This window comes from Klebsiella michiganensis (genome assembly GCA_000963575.1).
GTDB classification, from domain to species: domain Bacteria; phylum Pseudomonadota; class Gammaproteobacteria; order Enterobacterales; family Enterobacteriaceae; genus Cedecea; species Cedecea michiganensis_A.
In genome coordinates, this window is record CP011077.1 from 2,591,017 (window position 1) to 2,610,689 (window position 19,673).

Genomic DNA, 19,673 nt, shown 5'->3' on the forward strand with positions numbered 1-19,673 from the left:
CCAATACAGACAGGATTACACATGCCAACACTGGATCCGCAGCAGCTTGCCAAACGTATTGATACCGTGCTGGATATTCTGGTTGCCAAAGATTATGCCTCCGCGATAAACAACCTGGAGATCCTCAAAGCTGAGTTGCTGAGCGTAAATAACAACGGGAATAAACACGACGGCGAGCAAAAGAAATCGCCCTGGGAAATTTAACTGTTCTGTCAGAAAAAGCAGCCCAAAATAAAGGCTGCTTTTCTTTTATACAATCATACTGAAAGCGATTAGTGAACCAGGCCGGCCCATCCCTGAATGGCCATATATATTCCCATCGCCGCAATCAGGACACTGGAAAAGTAAGGTGCTCTTCTGGCCACCGTACTAAAACCACTCCAGCGTTTGGCCACCTGACGAACCCCAACCGCCGCGCTTACGCCAACGGTCACTAGCGTCAATGCCAGACCCAGGCTGAAACCGATAACCAGCGTTGCCCCCAGCACCAGCGCCTTAAGCTGCAGGCAAATCAGCAGCACCGTTATGGCAGCCGGGCACGGGATCAGCCCTCCCGTCAGGCCAAACAACAAAATTTGCCCGTTGGTGACATCTTTGTTGGTAAAGCGACGCTTAATGTCATTGGCGTGCGCCAGCTCATGCGCATCCTGATACTCCCGGGAACCCACTTCAAGCCCCTCGACTCCCGCATGCGTATGGTCATGATCGTGTTCATGAAATGCCAGATCGTAATCATGGCTGTGCCCGCGATGGCCAAACGAAACACGGACGTTGAAGTTATGAGGCTCCGGGATGACGGCCGTCGACTCCATGTAGTCGCCGCAATCCACAAACTGGAAGACCTGGGAAAACTGCCCCTCCTCGCGCCTCGTCACCAACGAGACCTCCCCCGCCCCCCATTTTCTGCGGCTGAGATTGCGTAAACGCCAGCGCGGGGGCTGCCCCTGCTCAAAGATAGAAAGCTCAACCAGGCCGTGGCCAGTATCTATCCGTTTGGTTTCATCCTGGTGATGATGATCGTTTGCCTGCGACTCTGTCAGCCAGTTTTGTTCTCCTTTCCAGGTGCGCCAGAACATCCAGACTGCGGTGCCCAACACAATGACGGCAGAAATCAGCTGTAGCCAGGGCTCGGCAGACTCAGCGGTAAAACGCTGGCTGATATACATTCCGCCAAACGCAATGAGCCAGACGATAGCCGTGTGGGATAACGTCGCCGCAAGGCCAAGCATGGCAGCCTGCCTGGCCGTGCCTTTAATGGCGATGATAAACGCCGCCATCATCGTCTTGGAATGCCCGGGCTCAAGTCCATGCAGGGCGCCAAGCAGAATCGCGCTGGGGATAAACAGCCAGGCATTGCCTTGCTGGAGAAGCGTAGTGAATTCGGTCATTTGGATCACTCTTGCTGAGATGCGGGATCTAAATTCTACTCCCCCCCAGTACAAAATACTACCCCCCAGTAGATTTGTAATAGTATCATTATGAAGTTCTTCTCAGAGGGTAACCCACATGTCACATACCATTCGCGACAGACAAAAGCTTAAAGCCCGGACCAGTAAGATCCAGGGGCAAGTGATTGCGCTTAAAAAGATGCTTGATGAACCGCATGAGTGCGCCGCAGTCCTGCAGCAAATTGCCGCCATTCGCGGGGCGGTGAACGGACTAATGCGCGAGGTGATTAAAGGACATCTGACGGAGCATATCGTGCATGAGGCGGACGAAGTGAAGCGTGAAGAGGATCTGGATGTGATCCTGAAAGTGCTGGATTCTTATATTAAATAAGCCTTACGTGAAAGCCACCGCGAACGGTGGCCGTGAATGACTAGAGCGTTAATGAGCCGAAAGCTCCCTGCCAGTCTTTTTCAAACCCGCCGATCGCCGCCGTCACCGCGGGCGTGACCAGCATCTGTTCGACCACATCAATCGGCAGCGTGATAGCTTCACAGCCGGCCAGAAGGCACGACATTGCCTGATGCGGCGTACGGAAGCTGGCTGCCAGTACCTTCGAGTCAGGCGCATGCAGCGTTAAAAGCTGCTGAAGATCCTGCACCATTTGAATGCCGTCCCCGCCCTGGGCATCCAGCCTGTTCACATAAGGCGCAACGTATTCAGCCCCCGCCAGCGCGGCCAGTAACCCCTGCGCAGCGCCATAAACCGCCGTGCCGAGCGTCGGGATACCCAGTACTTGTAGCTGCTTCAGTGCCGCCAGGCCTTCAGGCGTAGTGGGAACTTTCACAACCAGCCCCGGTACGCGACTGGTTAGCAGCTGTGCCTCTTTCACCATGTCATCGGCCTGGCCGGCAATTACCTGGGCAAACAGCTTGCCTTCACCGCCCAGCGCATCCTGCAAGGCAGGAAGCACTTCCCACAGGGAAATTCCCGCTTTGGCAACGATGGAAGGGTTGGTGGTTACGCCCTGCAGCGGCAGAACACGGGCCAGACGCTTAACGGCGGCAACATCTGCGGTATCTAAATACAGTTCCATTACGCTCTCCAGAATTAGAGTCATCTCTCATTGGCGGCATCATAACCTGCCTGTCGATTGTTTAGCTGATCAATATCAATATAACTTTCATTCGAAAGTAATTTAATTTACGAAAGAAAGCAAAAAGAGAAGATCTCATGCTATTCAATATTCAGCGTTACTCCACCCACGATGGCCCAGGTATTCGCACGGTTGTGTTCCTGAAAGGATGCTCCCTCGGCTGTCGCTGGTGTCAGAATCCTGAAAGCCGCGCCCGGGAATATGATGTTCTGCTGGATCGCCGGCTGTGTCTTGCAGGGTGCGATCTTTGCCAGCGGGCCGCGCCAGAGGCGGTTTCCCGCATTGACAATGCGCTGGTTATCGCTCGAGGCAAACTGAATGCGGAGACAATCAATGCGCTGAAAGAGTGCTGCCCTACCCAGGCATTAACCGTCTGCGGCGAAGTGAAAACGGCAGAGGCCATCATGGCGACAGTCCTTCGTGACAAACCTTTTTATGCCCGGAGTGGCGGCGGAATAACGCTTTCCGGCGGGGAGCCTTTTATGCAGCCAGAACTGGCGCGTGAACTGCTGCAGCGCAGCAAAGAGGCCGGCCTGCACACCGCCGTGGAATCCTGTCTGCATGTGCCATGGAAATACATTGCACCCTCATTGCCTTTTTTGGATTTGCTGCTGGCAGATCTTAAGCACGTAGACAAAGCGCGCTTTCAGCAGTGGACCGACGGCAACGCCGAACGCGTGATGGATAACTTTCGCCAGTTGGCCGCTCGAGGCGTAGAGATGACCATCCGCGTGCCGTTAATTCCTGATTTTAACGCTGATGAACGTTCCATTCGCGCCATCAGTGATTTTGCCGCCGACGAAATTGGCGCGAAATCCATTCATTTTCTGCCGTATCACACCTTAGGGATTAACAAATATCACCTGTTGGGTCAGCCCTATCTGGCCGCCAGCAGACCGCTTGATGCCCCAGAACTTCTGCACTTTGCCGAACAGTACGCCAGCCAAAAAGGCATGACAGCCTGGATTAGAGGATAATTATCATGACCGAACTGAACCTGAACTTTCTAAGCCCACGTATAGAAGCACACAAAGAGGCGCTGATACATATCGTTAAGCCGCCGGTCTGCACCGAACGTGCCCGCCACTACACAACCATTTATCAACAGAATCAGGATAAACCGCTGCCTGTTCGCCGCGCGATGGCGCTGGCTCATCATCTGGCGGAGCGAACCATTTGGATCAAACATGACGAACTTATCGTCGGCAATCAGGCAAGCCATGTGCGCGGGGCGCCGTTCTTCCCGGAATATACCGTCGGCTGGATTGAGAGCGAAATCGACGAGCTTGGCGACCGCCCGGGAGCAGGATTTTCAGTTTCAGACGCGGACAAAGCCGTCATGCATGAAATCTGCCCCTGGTGGCGCGGGCAAACGGTGCAGGATCGCTGCTATGGCATGTTTACCGATGAGCAAAAGGCGCTGCTTGCGACCGGGATCATAAAAGCTGAAGGCAATATGACTTCCGGCGATGCTCACCTGGCGGTTAACTTCCCGCTTTTACTCGAGCTGGGTATTCAAGGATTACGTGAGAAAGTCGCCGAGCGACGCGGACGCCTGCTTCTCACCGACTGGGACGATCTGCATAAAGAACAATTCCTCAAAGCGATTGATATGACCTTTGTCGCCCTGAGTGGCCATATTCTGCGTTACGCAGAGCTGGCGAAGAAAATGGCCTCAGAAGAAAAACGAGAAGAGCGGCGGGATGAGCTGCTGGCGATAGCCGATAACTGCAAACATATTGCCACCAACCCGCCGGTCACCTTCTGGCAGGCTTTGCAACTCAGCTATTTCGTTCAGCTTGTGCTGCAGATTGAATCTAACGGGCACTCCGTCTCCTTTGGCCGGCTGGATCAGTACCTTTATCCATGGTATCGCCGGGACGTTGAACTGCAGCAAACAACCAGCCGGGAACAGGCCATTGAGCTTCTACAAAGCTGCTGGCTGAAACTGCTTGAGGTGAACAAAATTCGCTCCGGCTCGCATTCAAAAGCCTCGGCAGGCAGCCCGCTTTACCAGAACGTCACCATCGGGGGACAAACGCTGGTGCATGGCGTCGCCGTGGATGCCGTTAACCCACTCTCTTACACCATCCTTGAGTCCTGTGGCCGCCTGCGCTCCACTCAGCCTAACCTCAGCGTTCGTTATCACGCGGGAATGAGCAACGATTTCCTCGACGCCTGTGTCCAGGTCATTCGCTGCGGGTTCGGGATGCCGGCATTTAATAATGATGAAATTGTCATCGAGGAATTCATTAAGATTGGCGTCAGCCGGGAAGATGCTTATGACTACGCGGCTATCGGCTGTATTGAAACGGCCGTGGGCGGGAAATGGGGCTACCGCTGTACCGGTATGAGCTTCATTAACTTTGCCCGCGTCATGCTGGCAAGCCTTGAACATGGCCGCGACGCCACCAGCGGTAAAGTGTTTCTTCCTCAGCAAAAAGCGCTGTCCGAAGGCAATTTCACTTCGTTTGACGAAGTGCTGGATGCGTGGGACCGGCAAATTCGCTACTACACGCAAAAGTCTATCGAGATCGAATGCGTTGTCGACACGGTTCTGGAAGAAAATGCGCACGACATTCTCTGTTCCGCACTGGTGGATGACTGCATTGAACGCGGCAAAAGCATTAAGCAAGGTGGTGCCAAATATGACTGGGTTTCAGGGCTCCAGGTCGGGATTGCTAACCTCGGGAACAGCCTTTCCGCCGTGCGAAAACTGGTCTTTGAACAGGGCATTATTGGTCAGCAGCAGTTAGCGGCAGCCCTGACCAACGACTTTGCCGGGCTAAGTGGCGAACAGCTTCGTCAGCGATTAGTTAACGGTGCGCCAAAATACGGCAATGACGATGATGAAGTGGATATGCTGCTCTCTCGCGCCTATCAAACCTACATCGACGAATTAAAGCGCTACCACAACACGCGCTTTGGCCGCGGCCCAATGGGCGGCACGTACTATGCGGGAACCTCTTCTATTTCAGCCAACGTTCCGTTTGGCGCGGCCACGATGGCAACCCCCGACGGCCGTAAAGCGCATACCCCTCTGGCGGAGGGAGCCAGCCCCGCGTCCGGAACCGATCATCTTGGCCCAACGGCGGTCATCAGTTCCGTAGGAAAGCTGCCAACCAATAAAATCCTCGGCGGTGTTTTATTGAACCAAAAATTGAATCCTTCAGCGCTGGATAATCCACGCGATCGTGAAAAATTAATGTTTATGCTGCGTACCTTCTTCGAAGCGCATAAGGGCTGGCACGTTCAGTACAACATTGTCTCCCGAGAAACACTGCTGGAAGCCAAACAAAATCCTGATAAATATCGTGATTTAGTGGTTAGGGTGGCAGGATACTCGGCCTTCTTTACCGCCTTATCTCCTGACGCGCAGGATGATATTATAGCCCGCACGGAACATACTCTTTGACGAGCAGGCGGTGGTTAGTCCCACCGCCTGACTACTGGCTGACATGAACTCAAGACAACAAATTATTCTGCAAATGGTCATCGATCAGGGCCGGGTAAGCGTCGCCGCTCTGGCGAAAACAACCGGCGTTTCAGAAGTGACCATTCGCCAGGATTTAAACCTGCTGGAAAAAAATAATTATCTGCGACGCACGCATGGCTTTGCCGTCCCGCTGGATAGCGATGACGTTGAAACGCGCATGATGAACAATTACACCCTCAAGCTGCAGCTTGCGCAATATGCCGCCTCGCTGGTGAACGATGGTGAAACCGTGTTTATCGAAAACGGCAGCAGTAACGCCCTTCTCGCCCGCACTCTGGCAGAGCAGAAAAAAGTCACGCTGATAACCGTCAGCAGCTACATCGCCCATTTGCTGAAAGACACCGATTGTGAAGTGATTCTGGTCGGCGGGATCTATCAGAAGAAAAGTGAAAGCATGGTCGGCCCGCTTACCCGTCAGTTTATCCAGCAGCTGCATTTCAGTAAGGCTTTTATTGGCATCGACGGGTTCTTGCCTGAAACCGGCTTTACCGGGCGGGATATGCTCCGTACCGACGTGGTGAATTCTGTGCTGGAGAAAGGCAGCGAGGCTATTGTACTCACGGACAGTAGCAAATTTGGCAACGTGCATCCGTATACTCTGGGCCCAATTTCACGCTTCAACCGCGTTATCACCGACGCAGCACTTAGCCAGGAGACGCTGGAGCACCTGAAAGCCGCCCAGCTGCAGGTTGATATTGTAGACCCTTACGCCGCAGTCTAAGGTTTTGCCGCCCGTGCATTGCACGGGCTTCCCCTCTCTCAGAATATTCCCACGCTGTAATTAAGAGTTTTTACCTGTGTTAATCATGCGGGAAAATTAGAATAGAATTTAGCGATATAACAGGGAGTAATAAACACACCTGCTGTTTTTTAAGCTTATATCGTGACATCGTTTCACGAACCGCCCGGTAAAGTGGTGAATTGTTACTATACTTACCTGAGACTGGCTTCGGTGAATCAATTATTCTGGAGAAAGTATGATGACCTTAAATAACAAAAAAGTGGCCGCTGCGATGCTGGCTATTACCCTCGCAATGTCCCTGAGTGCATGCTCTAACTGGTCTAAGCGTGACCGCAACACGGCAATCGGTGCAGGTGCCGGTGCCCTGGGTGGTGCAGTGCTGACAGACGGTAGTACGCTGGGGACGCTTGGCGGTGCGGCAGTAGGTGGTATTATCGGTCACCAGGTGGGTAAATAAGGCAGGACGCCAGCAAAAGCTAACCCGCTTTGACGAATTCATTACGTGTTAATTTTCAGGTCTGACTTACAGCAGTAAAAATAAAAGGCCACGGCATTAGCCGTGGCCCAATAATTAATATTTTTAGCGGATTACCCGCCCGCGAGTTTTACTTTCATTCCTTTCGCTTCCAGCAGCGATTTTATCAAATCACGCTTATCACCCTGAATTTCAATTACACCGTCTTTGACCGCGCCACCGCAACCGCATTTCTTTTTCAACTCGGCGGCTATGCTCGCCAGCGTCGCGTCATCTGCATCAATACCGACGATCAGGCACACGCCCTTGCCCTTGCGCCCGCTGGTCTGCTTCTGAATGCGCACAATACCATCGCCTTTGGGACGCTGAACTTCGGCTTTCGGTTCTTCTATACGCCCGGTTTCCGTGGAATACACCAGGCGGCTGTTATTGTCTTTCATCACGCCCCCTGCACCAGAGAGGCGCGGATATCACGCAGAGTCTGCGCCGGGTCAGCGGATTGGGTGATCGGACGCCCAATTACCATAAAGTCTACCCCGGCCTGTTGAGCCTGCTGCGGCGTCATAATTCGGCGTTGATCGCCCGCATCGCTACCAACCGGACGAATCCCCGGTGTAATAAGCTTGAATTCGCGTCCTAAGGCAGCCTTAAAGCGCACGGCCTCCTGCGCAGAGCACACCACGCCGTCCAGGCCACACGCTTTGGTTAACGTAGCCAGACGCTCGGCATGCTCTGCCGGGCTGGCGGTAATGCCTAAATCAACCAGATCGCTGGCTTCCATACTTGTCAGAACGGTTACGGCAATCAGCAGCGGGGCATCTTTGCCAAACGGGAGCAGCGCTTCTCTGGCGGCACTCATCATACGTGCCCCACCCGTGGCATGAACGTTTACCATCCACACGCCCATTTCTGCGGCCGCGGCTACCGCCCGGGCGGTGGTGTTAGGAATATCGTGAAATTTCAAATCCAGGAAGACATCAAAACCACGCTGGTGCAAATCCCCCACCAGTTGCGGGCCAAACAGGGTGAACATCTCCTTCCCTACTTTAAGGCGGCAGTCACGGGGGTCGATACGGTCCACAAAGGCCAGGGCGCTATCGCGATTATCATAATCAAGAGCAACGACTATCGGCGATTCAGTGACAACACGGGAGGAGGATGACGCAGTTGAGTTCATGGCAAAACCTTCTGACTGTTGGGCACCAGCGCGGCGCAAAAAAGTTAAACGGCAGCATTCTACTCGCCAGCCAGGTAAATTTACAGCCGCGATTGCCCCCTGCTACGCGAAAGTTGCACGATGCTGAAGTGGGCAACACTGAAATATTAAAGAGTATGTTGTAACTAAAGCATGGGGTTTTAAAAAAGTTGAGGGCTTATTGCCCGTCCAGCCCACGAATTGGTTTTACCGTGGACCACGCGCGGCAAGACGGGCAATGCCAGTACATGGTGTAAGCGGTAAAGCCGCATTTTTGGCAGCGATAGCGCGGTTTGGTGCGAATTTGTTCGCCAACCATGTCCCTCAGCACCATCAGGCTCTCTTTCGCGCGCCCTTCCTCTGCCTCATGCAGGTGGTAATCCATCAGTCGGTGGAATACGCGCATAGTCGGATGGCGCTGGAGCTGGCGGTTGATATACAGCTGAGCCGTTTCGGCGCCCTCTTGCTGTTCAAGAATGCTCGCCAGCATAAGCTCAGCCACCGCCCCGCTGTTCTCTTCCACACAGCGCCTGAGGAAGGCTTCCCACTCTTCAGGCTTACCGAGCTGCTGGTAGCAAACCTGCAGCATCTCCAGCGTTTCGCTGACCAACTCGCTGTCTTGCTCAATCACGCGCTTTAACGAGTCTACCGCTTTGGCATACTCGCCTTTTTCCATGAAAATACGCCCCATCATGATGGAGACCCGGGCACAATTTTTATCTGCTGCCGCCCCTTTTTTCAGCAATGACATCGCCTTGTCCGTGTCGTCATTGCCGATATTTTGCAGCGCAAGCTCACAGTAGAAGTGCGCGATTTCCACCCGCTGTTTGTCTTTGCCAAGTTTGACCAGCCGCTCAGCCACGTCGATGGCCTTCTGCCAGTCGCTTGTTGCCTGGTAAATTTGCAGCAGTTGCTGCAGCGCGCTGATGCGGAAATCGGTCTCGTCGATGAGCTGGCTGAACATGTCTTCGGCCCGGTCATACAGCCCTGCGGCCATATAGTCTTTGCCAAGTTGTTGTACGGCAAGCAGGCGCTGGTCGTAGTTCAGCGACGCACTTTCCATAAGCGACTGGTGGATACGAATAGCCCGATCAACTTCGCCGCGCTGGCGGAAGAGGTTTCCTAGCGTGAGGTGGGCCTCAACGGTGCCGGTGTCCTCTTTCAGCATATCGAGGAACAAATCCACCGCTTTGTCCTGCTGGTTAGCCAGCAGGAAGTTAACCCCCGCCACGTAGTCACGAGAAAGGCGGCTGGCCTCCTGCTGTTTGTCTTGCAGCGCACTTCTGCGCCCCATATACCAGCCATAAGCGGCCGCAACGGGTAATAGCAGAAACAGCAGTTCCAACATAAAAGATTATTCCTTCACGGCCGGCACAGCGGGTGCCGGAACATCAGCGGTGGGGGTAACCTGCTGCTCAAGACGTTTAATTTTTCGCTCAGCACGGGCCAGAGACACGCGGACGCGCAGCCAGAACAGACCGCAAATCAGCCATCCAATAACAAATCCTGCGGCAAACAGCGTCGCCAGCAAAGTGGATACCCGATATTCCCCCTGCGCCAACAGATAGTTAAAGTTCACTACCTGATCGTTTTGCGCCCCCAGCGTAATAGAAATCACAAAGATGGCGAGGACCAGCAAGAAAATGAATAAATATTTCACATGACATCCCGTTATGTGGTCACAGCTGGTTCAGCTATGCCAAAAATGAATCCCGGAGGTATAAACTACCATTTCAGGCGAAACCGGGGAATCCATTAACCCCCATCAATCCATAAGAAATGGGGGTTAAAACACTATTATCAACCTTTTTCGCTTCGTTCGGTTATTTCCTGGTCTTCTTCAGCCGGCGGGGTGAGCGGCCCACACCAGCGCTGCGCCAGCCAGGTTGCCAGAATGACCAACACGCCAGAGATAATCGTGGCGACAGCCAGGTCGCGAGGCCAATGCATGCCCAGCAGCAAGCGACTCCCCATTACGCCGGTTGCCCATACTAACAAAATCACCAGCGTAAACGTCCGCCTACGTGGCCAAAGCAATCCTACCCCCAACAGCGCCCAACTGGCAGCAAACATTGTATGCCCTGAAGGAAAAGCGAAGCCGGTTTCGAACTGCCAATGGCTGCGAAGCCAGCCGGGAACATCATCCTGCCCTTCTAGCTGTGCTTTAACCAGTTCCGCGCGCTGAGTCCGCTTTAAATTGTAGAACTCGTCAGTAGGGATATGGTGAGTTTTTTCAAGCCATACGACGAAAGGCCGGGGTTCCTGCACTTTATTCTTGATAACGGACTTAATACCCTGACCTATAAGGATAGCCGCCGCGAGGATAGCAAATAACATCAGTGCAGGTTTAAGGCGATAACGCAGACACCACAGAAACCAGGCACAGAGAATAACATGCGTAATGACTCCCCAGGGTTGCGTCACGGTTTCAGTGACCCAATAAAGTACTTTTAACAGGCTTTCATTGCCGCCAGGAGCCCACTGCCAGCCGCTGAACCAGACGATTAACGGCATGATTAACAAAAGAATTGTTCCTGCGGTGATGCGTTTTACTATTGCCTGCATGAAAACCTCATGATAATGAAAGCCTTTTAAGAATAACCGAAAATGCCTGAGAAGGTTAAACCGCGCGGTGGTCATTGGCAAAAATGGCTTTTTACTCTGTCAATGAAGCGAACGAACGCGCGTTATGGCAAAATATCTGACATTAACGTACAGGCCAGACTTCTGGCAGACACCAAGGTGTCAAAATAAGTACCTGGAGAATCACATGCAGCTTAAACGTGTGGCAGAAGCCAAACTGCCAACCCCATGGGGCGATTTCCTGATGGTGGGTTTTGAAGAAGTGGCCACGGGGCAGGATCATGTTGCCCTGGTTTTTGGTGATATTAGCGGTGAAGAACCTGTGCTTGCGCGTGTTCATTCCGAATGTTTAACCGGTGATGCGCTGTTCAGCTTGCGCTGCGACTGTGGTTTCCAGCTTGAAGCGGCGCTTACCCACATTGCCGAACAAGGCCGCGGCGTGCTGCTCTATCATCGTCAGGAAGGCCGTAATATCGGGCTGCTGAATAAAATCCGTGCCTATGCGCTGCAGGACAAGGGCTACGATACGGTAGAAGCGAACCACCAGCTCGGCTTTGCCGCCGACGAGCGTGACTTTACGCTGTGTGCGGACATGTTCAAACTGCTGGGCGTGGACGCCGTGCGCCTGCTCACCAACAACCCGAAGAAAGTCGAAATTTTGACTGAGGCAGGGATTAACATTGTTGAACGGGTACCGTTGATCGTTGGCCGTAACCCGAAAAACGCGCACTACCTGGATACGAAAGCGGCCAAAATGGGCCATCTGCTTTCTGAGTAATCAAACGCTCATATGGTAAAAAAAAAGCCCCTTTCGGGGCTTTTTCGTTTCTTACTTCAGCATATTCCTGATCACATAATGCAGGATACCGTCGTGGCGGAAGTAGGTCAGCTCGTTGCCGGTATCAATGCGGCAGCGGCAGTCAATCACCTGTTTACGTCCGTCCGCAAATGTCAGCGTGACAGGGACGTTAGCGCCCGGCTTAAGCTGGTTTAATCCACTGATATCCAGCGTTTCCTCCCCCATCAGGCCCAGCGTTTTCCGCGTAACACCCTGCGGAAACTCCAGCGGTAAAATCCCCATGCCGATAAGGTTAGAGCGGTGAATTCGTTCGAACGATTCGGCGATGACCACCCGGACACCCAGCAAGCGAGGCCCTTTGGCTGCCCAGTCACGGCTTGAACCAGATCCATACTCTTTCCCGGCGATAACCGCCAGCGGTATGCCCCGCTCTTTGTAACGCATTGCGGCATCATAAATAGACAGGACTTCTTCGCCTGGCAGTAGTCGCGTCATACCGCCTTCAACGCCCGGCACCATTTCATTACGAATACGAATGTTGGCAAACGTCCCGCGCATCATCACTTCATGGTTACCACGACGCGACCCGTAGGAGTTAAAGTCTCTACGCTCGACGCCATGTCCCTGCAGGTAACGTCCCGCCGGGCTGTCAGGTTTAATGCTCCCCGCCGGGGAAATATGGTCGGTAGTTACAGAATCCCCCAGCATAGCCAGCACATTGGCCCCGTGAATGTCTTCCACCGGTTTTGGCTCAGCGCCCATATCATCAAAGAACGGCGACAGCCGGATGTAGGTTGAGTCAGCCTGCCAGCCGTAGGTTGCCGACCGCTCCACTTCAATGCTGCGCCACTCTTCGGTGCCTTCAAACACCTCGGCGTATTCTTTGCGGAACATCTCGGTAGTCACCTGCGCGACAGCCGCAGCAATTTCCTGGCTGCCCGGCCAGATGTCTTTCAGGTAGACAGGCGCGCCATTCTTATCCTGCCCCAATGGCTCTTTAGTCAGGTCGATGTTCATGTTGCCGGCCAGGGCGTAGGCGACAACCAGCGGAGGCGAAGCCAGCCAGTTAGTCTTTACCAGCGGGTGGATACGACCTTCAAAGTTACGGTTGCCGGAAAGCACTGCCCCCACCGTAAGATCGCCTTTTTTAATCGCCTGCTCGATAGGATCCGGCAGCGGGCCGGAGTTACCGATACAGGTAGTACAGCCGTAGCCCACCAGGTTAAAGCCCAGTTCATCAAGGTATGGGGTTAATTTGGCTTTGGCCAGATAATCAGACACCACCTTAGACCCCGGCGCAAGCGAAGCCTTCACCCACGGCTGCGGTTTCAGCCCCAGACTAACGGCTTTTTTAGCCAGCAGCCCAGCCGCCATCAGCACGCTAGGGTTTGAGGTGTTGGTACAGGAGGTGATCGCGGCGATGACAACGGCGCCATCCGGCAGTTCATGCTCTTGCCCTGCAAGGGTATAGCTGACAGGGGTACGATCTTTGTGGGAAGCGTTAACTTCCAGCTCGTTGCTGGCGGCGAATGCTTTTGGCACTCCGCCCAGCGGGACGCGGTCCTGCGGGCGTTTTGGGCCGGCCAGACTGGCCTCAACATCGTTCATGTTTAAAGAGAGCGTGCTGGTAAACACAGGTTCATCACCCGTGTTGCGCCACATACCCTGTGCCTTAGCGTAGGCTTCAACCAAAGCCACCTGCTCTTCGCTACGGCCGCTAAGACGCATATATTCCAGGGTTACGCCGTCAATCGGGAAGAAACCACAGGTCGCACCGTACTCAGGAGACATGTTGGCGATAGTTGCCCGGTCGGCAAGCGGCAGTGAATCAAGACCGTCACCGTAAAATTCCACGAATTTACCGACCACGCCATGCTTACGGAGCATTTGGGTGACGGTCAGTACCAGGTCCGTGGCGGTGATCCCTTCGCGCAGTTTGCCCTCAAGCTTAAAGCCGACAACATCCGGAATCAGCATAGAGACCGGCTGGCCAAGCATCGCCGCTTCCGCTTCGATCCCACCCACGCCCCAGCCCAGCACACCCAGGCCATTAATCATCGTGGTATGTGAATCGGTACCCACCAGCGTGTCAGGGTAAGCGACCAGTTCGCCGTTCTGTTCTTCACTCCAGACGGCTTTGCCCAGATACTCAAGGTTTACCTGGTGGCAAATGCCGGTCCCCGGCGGGACGACGCTGAAGCGGCTGAACGCCTGCTGCCCCCAGCGTAAAAAAACATAGCGCTCGTGGTTACGCTCCATCTCAAGGCGAACGTTTTCCTCGAAGGCATCATTGTCGCCAAAATGATCGACGGTCACCGAGTGGTCAATCACCAGATCGACCGGGGAAAGCGGGTTAACTTTGGCCACATCTCCGCCGAGACGTTTCACCGCTTCACGCATGGCGGCAAGGTCAACCACTGCCGGTACGCCGGTGAAGTCCTGCATCAGTACCCGGGCAGGTCGGTAGGCGATTTCGCGGTCGGCATGGGCCTGTTTGAGCCAGCCGGCAAGGGCATGAATATCTTCGCGGGTGACGGAGTCTTCATCCTGCCAGCGCAGCAGGTTCTCCAGTAAGACTTTTAGCGACTTAGGTAAACGGCTGATATCCCCAAGCTCTTTTGAGGCCAGCGGCAGGCTGTAATAGTGCCAGGTTTTATTTAGCGCCCGTAGAGTATCCTTACTGGCTTCGCGTAGGGTTAACGACATAGCTCCTCCTTTATGACAGGGATAGCGATTGCCCTGATTATCTGCAGGGTCGCTATTAAAGATAACACAAACCTGCCGTAACGATTTGATAACAACCCAAATTGATAAATGGCGCTATGGGAGAAGAGGTAATAAAACAAACGCCCCAACAATGAGGTCGGGGCGAGAGGCAAAGCCAGGCAAATTATTTAACGCAGTCAGGCGGTAACAGCGAGTACCGCACAAAAAAGGTTAATTAGCGAAGGCGCGGAGTATTTCGACCCAGAACAAGGCAGACAGCGTAAAAGCGCCCAGCCAGGACCAGTATTTCACGGCGCTATGATTATTCATAAGGTTAGCTCAATGTTACTGTATGCAAACAGACTGCTTAATTAAGCAGTCACCAGAATGTATTGCTGTGTGTAATTATCAGTGAATAACATGTTGCTCTGCGGTAAATAAAATGCATTTTTCGGCCGCGGAGAAAATAAACGATTCAATAACGAATTTATTGTTTTTTACTGTCGTCTTCGGAAAACAAATCAATAAAGGCCTGCTGCTGTTTCGTCAGCGTCCAACCTTCAGGTGGTGTGTTTTCCTCTTTTTTTTCTTCTTTTCGCGGTTTACCGCTATTGCGGACCACGACCTTGGGTGCAGGAACCCTATCCCGAGTAGACATAGCTACCCCCAAAAATGCCAGGCAACCAGCGCCACAACCAGCCAGAACAAGGCTGAAACCAAAAACACCGCAATCCATGCTTTGCGTTTCAGAGCCGGATCCTGCTGCGGTTCCTCACTTCCTGATGACATTGCTAGCCTCATACAATCGACACCACTTATCGTAACATTCCAAACAATTGGTATAACTAATCGCCAGTTGGGATTAATCCTAAAGAAACTCTAGCTCAAAAGCCAGAAAAATTGCGCAATAACCAGGAGAAAAGATTTAATCTTTTGACCTGAAATAAATAATCGAAACACCAGATTTGCGCAACTACGAATTATTTACTAGCTGTGTCTCTTAATTGCGACACAATAACCATTAACAGGATGTGGCTTATTTGCGGGGATGGGAATAGGCAAAGAAATGCGTTTAATTCTTGTTTAATAATGGCTCGGGTATCTCCGGATTCACCGAAGATACCCTGGGAAATTATTTGGCCGGTAATTTGATATCTTTAAACATCGCTTCAATATCGTCGTTCGAGCGCAATGCTACGGCGGTATCGACCACGTCACGGGTTAAATGTGGCGCAAAACGCTGAATAAAATCATACATATAACTGCGCAGGAAAGTACTGCGGCGGAAACCTATTTTCGTGGTGCTGTGGCTAAATACGCCCTGGGCTTCGATGCGGACTAAATCCGGGTCTGAAATCGGATCCACCGCCATGCTCGCAATTACCCCTACCCCGAGCCCTAAACGAACGTAGGTTTTAATCACATCGGCGTCGGTCGCGGTGAAGACGATCCGCGGCGTTAACCCTGCACGATTGAAGGCGGTATTCAGCTCTGAGCGACCGGTAAAGCCAAAGGTGTAGGTCACCAGCGGATACTGCGCCAGCTCTTCGATGCTAACCGACTCTTTCGAAGCCAGCGGATGGTCCGGCGTGACCACAATGGAACGGTTCCAGTGATAGCAAGGCAGCATCACCAGGTCGTCATAGAGATGAAGCGCTTCGGTGGCGATAGCAAAGTCCGCATTGCCTTTGGAAACCGCCTCTGCAATCTGTGTCGGCGAACCCTGATGCATATGCAAAGAAACCCGCGGATAACGCTCAATAAAGCCTTTAATCACGCCTGGCAGCGCATAGCGGGCCTGGGTATGCGTGGTTGCCACATAGAGCGAACCTTTGTCAGGCCAGGTGTGCTCTCCGGCGACGGATTTAATGGCGTCGACTTTCGACAGCACTTCACGGGCGATGCGGATGATTTCCTGTCCGGCGGGCGTCACCTGGGTCAGGTGTTTCCCGCTTCGGGCGAAGATCTGGATCCCGAGTTCGTCTTCCAGCATACGAACTTGCTTACTGATCCCCGGCTGAGAGGTATAAAGCCCTTCTGCCGTAGAGGAGACATTGAGATTGTGGTTCACGACTTCAACGATATAACGCAGCTGCTGTAATTTCATAGCTTACCGTCCAGGGTCAAAGGCCCCGGCGCAATGGGCGGGGTTAAGACGCAGAAAAAACGAAAATTGACATTGCTTTACTCACTATATCAGTTATAGCTACTTTGTATAGATGGGATAAAAAGATAATAAACGAGTTATATAAAGCGCCATAAAAAAACCGGAGACAAGCTCCGGTTTTCTCAGGTTCAGGCCGTATTATTTCTTGCCCACGACCCACTTGCCGTCAACGAAGAAGGCTGACCAGCCGGTCGCTTTGCCGTCTTTATCGGAAGCAACATACTGTTGCTTCGTTTTACGACTAAAGCGGACAAACGCTTTGTTACCGTCAGGATCTTCCTGAGGGGCGTCGGCCAGGTAACGCAGCTTCTCCGGCAGACGATCGCGGAAGCGGTGCAGTTCTTCCACCAGCGGGGCACGCGTTTCACGAGATTTCGGGAACGTGTTCGCGGCCAGGAAGACGCCGGCGGCACCATCACGCAGCACGAAATAGGCGTCCGATTTCTCACACGGCAGCTCCGGCAGAGGCACCGGATCTTCCTTCGGTGGCGCGACTTCGCCGTTACGCAGGATCTTACGGGTGTTTTTACACTCATCGTTGGTACAGGCCATGTACTTGCCAAAACGCCCCATTCTCAGGTGCATTTCTGAGCCACACTTCTCGCACTCAACGATTGGGCCGTCATAACCCTTGATCCGGAATTCGCCCTCTTCGATTTCGTAGCCGTCACAGGTCGGGTTGTTACCGCAGACGTGCAGCTTACGCTTCGGATCGATGAGGTAGCTGTCCATCGCCGTGCCGCACTTCTGGCAGCGGCGCTTGGCGCGCAGAGCGTTGGTTTCCGCATCATCACCTTCCAGCACGTTAAGAACTTCGTTCTCAGGCACCAGGTTGATGGTGGTTTTGCAGCGCTCTTTCGGCGGTAACGCATAGCCAGAACAGCCGAGGAATACGCCGGTACTCGCGGTACGAATCCCCATTTTACGGCCGCAGGTTGGGCAGTCGATGCTGGTCAGAACCATCTGGTTCGGGCGCATGCCGCCTTCTTCCGGCTCCTGCTCAGCTTTCTCAAGCTGGCCGCTAAAATCAGTGAAGAAGTTGTCCAGCACCCCTTTCCACTCGGCCTGATTATTTGCCACCCGGTCCAGGCTGTCTTCCATCTGCGCCGTGAAGTCATAATTCATCAGTTCGCGGAAGTTTTCTTCCAGACGATCGGTAACAATTTCACCCATTTTTTCAGCGTAGAAACGGCGGTTCTCAACGCGCACGTAGCCACGATCCTGAATGGTCGAAATGATAGAAGCATAGGTGGATGGGCGGCCGATACCGCGTTTTTCCAGTTCCTTCACCAGCGACGCTTCGCTGAAACGCGCAGGTGGCTTGGTAAAGTGCTGGGCCGGAAGCAATTCAACCAGCGTCAGAGACTCGCCTGGATCCACCGCCGGTAAGGTACGATCTTCGTCGCCCTTGCGCAGCGCAGGCATCACTTTCGTCCAGCCATCAAAACGCAGCGTGCGGCCTCGCGCCTTCAGGCGGTACTCACCGGCTTCTACCGTCAGCGTGGTGGAATCGTATTTCGCGGGTGTCATCTGACAGGCAACAAACTGGCGCCAGATCAGCTGATAAAGCTTCTGGGCATCCGCTTCCATGTCTTTTAACGCTTCCGCCAACACGGTCACATCAGAAGGACGAATCGCTTCGTGCGCTTCCTGAGAGTTATCCTTACTGGCGTATTGATTAGCGTCCGCCGGCAGATATTTCTTACCGAAGTTCTCTTCGATATAGCCGCGAACCATGCTCACCGCATCCTGACTCAGGTTAGTAGAGTCGGTACGCATGTAGGTAATGTAGCCCGCTTCGTACAGACGCTGTGCCATCATCATGGTTTTCTTCACGCCGAAGCCAAGGCGAGTACTGGCGGCTTGCTGCAGCGTGGACGTAATGAACGGCGCGCCAGGCTTGCTGCTGGTTGGCTTGTCTTCGCGATCCAGAACGGTATAGCGTGCTTTTTCAAGCAGGCTAACGGCCGCCATGGTCTGCTCGCGGTTAACCGGACGGAAAGGCTTGTCTTTATGATGACTCACCTGCACCGGCAGCGCATCGCCCTTCGGCGTCGACAGATTGGCGTCGATTTCCCAGTACTCTTCCGGGACAAAAGCTTTAATTTCGCGTTCACGCTCAACCACAAGGCGAACCGCCACGGACTGAACGCGCCCGGCAGACAGGCCACGCGCAATCTTTTTCCACAGCAGCGGAGACACCATGTAGCCCACAACGCGGTCCATAAAGCGGCGCGCCTGCTGGGCGTTCACACGATCAATGTTCAGTTCACCCGGCTTTTCAAACGCCTGGCGAATCGCATTCTTAGTAATTTCGTTAAACACTACGCGGCTGTAGCGAGTGTCGTCGCCACCGATAACTTCCCGCAGGTGCCAGGCAATGGCTTCCCCTTCGCGGTCAAGGTCGGTTGCGAGATAGATGTGGTCTGCTTTTTCTGCCAGTGATTTCAGCTCGGAGACCACTTTCTCCTTGCCCGGCAGCACTTCGTAATGAGCATCCCAGTTATGCCAGGGATCGACACCCATACGGTTGACGAGCGCTCCGCGTTCATCCTTTTTGACCTTTTTGGTCCCTTTGGCGGCGGCAGAGTCAGCGCTCTTCTTGGTGGTTGATCCACTGGTCGGCAAATCACGGATATGACCGACGCTGGACTTCACCACGTAGTCATTTCCGAGATATTTGTTGATCGTTTTGGCTTTTGCCGGGGACTCAACGATGACGAGAGCTTTACCCATTTTCACCTTTACCTATTTAATTCTTCCAGGAATACGTCGCAAATTTTCACCTTCCACTGGCGACGCGCTTTTTTATATTGCGGCAGTGTAGAAGGAGATCAACTCTTTTTTTCAATAACCTGCAACACCCTCAGCTCACTCATCGGGTATTGAAGGGTCAAAATCTCAAGCAAGTGGCATAGCACGACGGAAGTTTGGTCGAATGTCAAGCAATTCTGTTGCCAGATTTGCG

General features: G+C 53.3%; 17 protein-coding genes. 7 read left to right on the forward strand and 10 right to left on the reverse strand.

Features of this window, described 5'->3' with window-relative positions:
* Positions 1–21 precede the first annotated feature (21 nt).
* A complete protein-coding gene (locus tag VW41_12100; GenBank protein AJZ89723.1) occupies positions 22–204 on the forward strand; it encodes a hypothetical protein in 183 nt (60 codons plus the stop codon).
* Between the two features lie 68 nt (positions 205–272).
* Here VW41_12100 and VW41_12105 read toward each other — a convergent pair whose 3' ends face one another.
* Positions 273–1,388 (reverse strand): nickel transporter, encoded by a 1,116-nt coding sequence (locus VW41_12105; protein AJZ89724.1) that lies wholly within the window; start codon positions 1,386–1,388, stop codon positions 273–275.
* A 118-nt stretch (positions 1,389–1,506) separates the two neighbouring features.
* Here VW41_12105 and VW41_12110 point away from each other — a divergent pair, with 118 nt between their 5' ends.
* The gene (locus VW41_12110; GenBank protein AJZ89725.1) at positions 1,507–1,779 is read left to right on the forward strand and encodes a transcriptional repressor RcnR to maintain nickel and cobalt homeostasis; all 273 of its coding nucleotides are present in this window, start codon (positions 1,507–1,509) and stop codon (positions 1,777–1,779) included.
* A gap of 40 nt (positions 1,780–1,819) precedes the next feature.
* Here VW41_12110 and VW41_12115 read toward each other — a convergent pair whose 3' ends face one another.
* Positions 1,820–2,482 (reverse strand): fructose-6-phosphate aldolase, encoded by a 663-nt coding sequence (locus VW41_12115; protein ID AJZ89726.1) that lies wholly within the window; start codon positions 2,480–2,482, stop codon positions 1,820–1,822.
* 137 nt (positions 2,483–2,619) lie between these two features.
* Between VW41_12115 and VW41_12120 the strand changes: the two genes are divergently transcribed.
* The 4 genes from VW41_12120 to VW41_12135 all read left to right on the forward strand — a co-directional run bounded on the left by VW41_12120 (position 2,620) and on the right by VW41_12135 (position 7,237).
* On the forward strand, positions 2,620–3,519 hold the full coding sequence (locus tag VW41_12120) for a pyruvate formate lyase-activating protein (GenBank protein ID AJZ89727.1): 900 nt from the start codon (positions 2,620–2,622) through the stop codon (positions 3,517–3,519).
* 5 nt (positions 3,520–3,524) lie between these two features.
* The gene (locus VW41_12125) at positions 3,525–5,957 is read left to right on the forward strand and encodes a formate acetyltransferase (protein AJZ89728.1); all 2,433 of its coding nucleotides are present in this window, start codon (positions 3,525–3,527) and stop codon (positions 5,955–5,957) included.
* Between the two features lie 43 nt (positions 5,958–6,000).
* The gene (locus tag VW41_12130) at positions 6,001–6,759 is read left to right on the forward strand and encodes a DeoR faimly transcriptional regulator (protein AJZ89729.1); all 759 of its coding nucleotides are present in this window, start codon (positions 6,001–6,003) and stop codon (positions 6,757–6,759) included.
* A 259-nt stretch (positions 6,760–7,018) separates the two neighbouring features.
* Complete coding sequence (locus VW41_12135; GenBank protein AJZ91948.1) at positions 7,019–7,237, forward strand: lipoprotein; 219 nt, start codon at positions 7,019–7,021, stop codon at positions 7,235–7,237.
* A gap of 131 nt (positions 7,238–7,368) precedes the next feature.
* On the opposite strand, the gene VW41_12140 is transcribed toward VW41_12135, so the two are convergent.
* The 5 genes from VW41_12140 to VW41_12160 all read right to left on the reverse strand — a co-directional run bounded on the left by VW41_12140 (position 7,369) and on the right by VW41_12160 (position 11,015).
* Positions 7,369–7,695, reverse strand: coding sequence for a translation initiation factor Sui1 (locus tag VW41_12140; protein ID AJZ89730.1), 327 nt, complete (start codon positions 7,693–7,695; stop codon positions 7,369–7,371).
* Positions 7,695–8,432 carry an orotidine 5'-phosphate decarboxylase gene (locus tag VW41_12145; GenBank protein ID AJZ89731.1) on the reverse strand — a complete coding sequence of 246 codons (738 nt, stop codon included), beginning with the start codon at positions 8,430–8,432 and terminating at the stop codon, positions 7,695–7,697. The genes VW41_12140 and VW41_12145 overlap by 1 nt, the downstream gene beginning before the upstream one ends.
* A 196-nt stretch (positions 8,433–8,628) precedes the next feature.
* Positions 8,629–9,798 carry a tetratricopeptide repeat protein gene (locus tag VW41_12150; protein ID AJZ89732.1) on the reverse strand — a complete coding sequence of 390 codons (1,170 nt, stop codon included), beginning with the start codon at positions 9,796–9,798 and terminating at the stop codon, positions 8,629–8,631.
* Between the two features lie 6 nt (positions 9,799–9,804).
* Positions 9,805–10,110, reverse strand: a complete 306-nt coding sequence (locus VW41_12155) for a membrane protein (protein AJZ89733.1) — start codon at positions 10,108–10,110, stop codon at positions 9,805–9,807.
* Between the two features lie 140 nt (positions 10,111–10,250).
* Entirely contained in the window at positions 10,251–11,015 is a 765-nt protein-coding gene (locus VW41_12160) for a phosphatidylglycerophosphatase (protein ID AJZ89734.1), read from the reverse strand.
* A gap of 205 nt (positions 11,016–11,220) precedes the next feature.
* Between VW41_12160 and ribA the strand changes: the two genes are divergently transcribed.
* On the forward strand, positions 11,221–11,811 hold the full coding sequence (ribA, locus tag VW41_12165; protein AJZ89735.1) for a GTP cyclohydrolase: 591 nt from the start codon (positions 11,221–11,223) through the stop codon (positions 11,809–11,811).
* Positions 11,812–11,862: 51 nt separating this feature from the next.
* Here the strand turns inward: ribA and VW41_12170 are convergent, their stop codons facing one another.
* The 3 genes from VW41_12170 to VW41_12180 all read right to left on the reverse strand — a co-directional run bounded on the left by VW41_12170 (position 11,863) and on the right by VW41_12180 (position 19,441).
* Positions 11,863–14,538: an aconitate hydratase gene (locus tag VW41_12170; GenBank protein AJZ89736.1), complete on the reverse strand. Its 2,676-nt coding sequence runs from the start codon at positions 14,536–14,538 to the stop codon at positions 11,863–11,865.
* Between the two features lie 1,132 nt (positions 14,539–15,670).
* Positions 15,671–16,645, reverse strand: a complete 975-nt coding sequence (cysB, locus tag VW41_12175) for a CysB family transcriptional regulator (GenBank protein ID AJZ89737.1) — start codon at positions 16,643–16,645, stop codon at positions 15,671–15,673.
* A 198-nt stretch (positions 16,646–16,843) separates the two neighbouring features.
* On the reverse strand, positions 16,844–19,441 hold the full coding sequence (locus VW41_12180) for a DNA topoisomerase I (GenBank protein AJZ89738.1): 2,598 nt from the start codon (positions 19,439–19,441) through the stop codon (positions 16,844–16,846).
* Positions 19,442–19,673 lie beyond the last annotated feature (232 nt).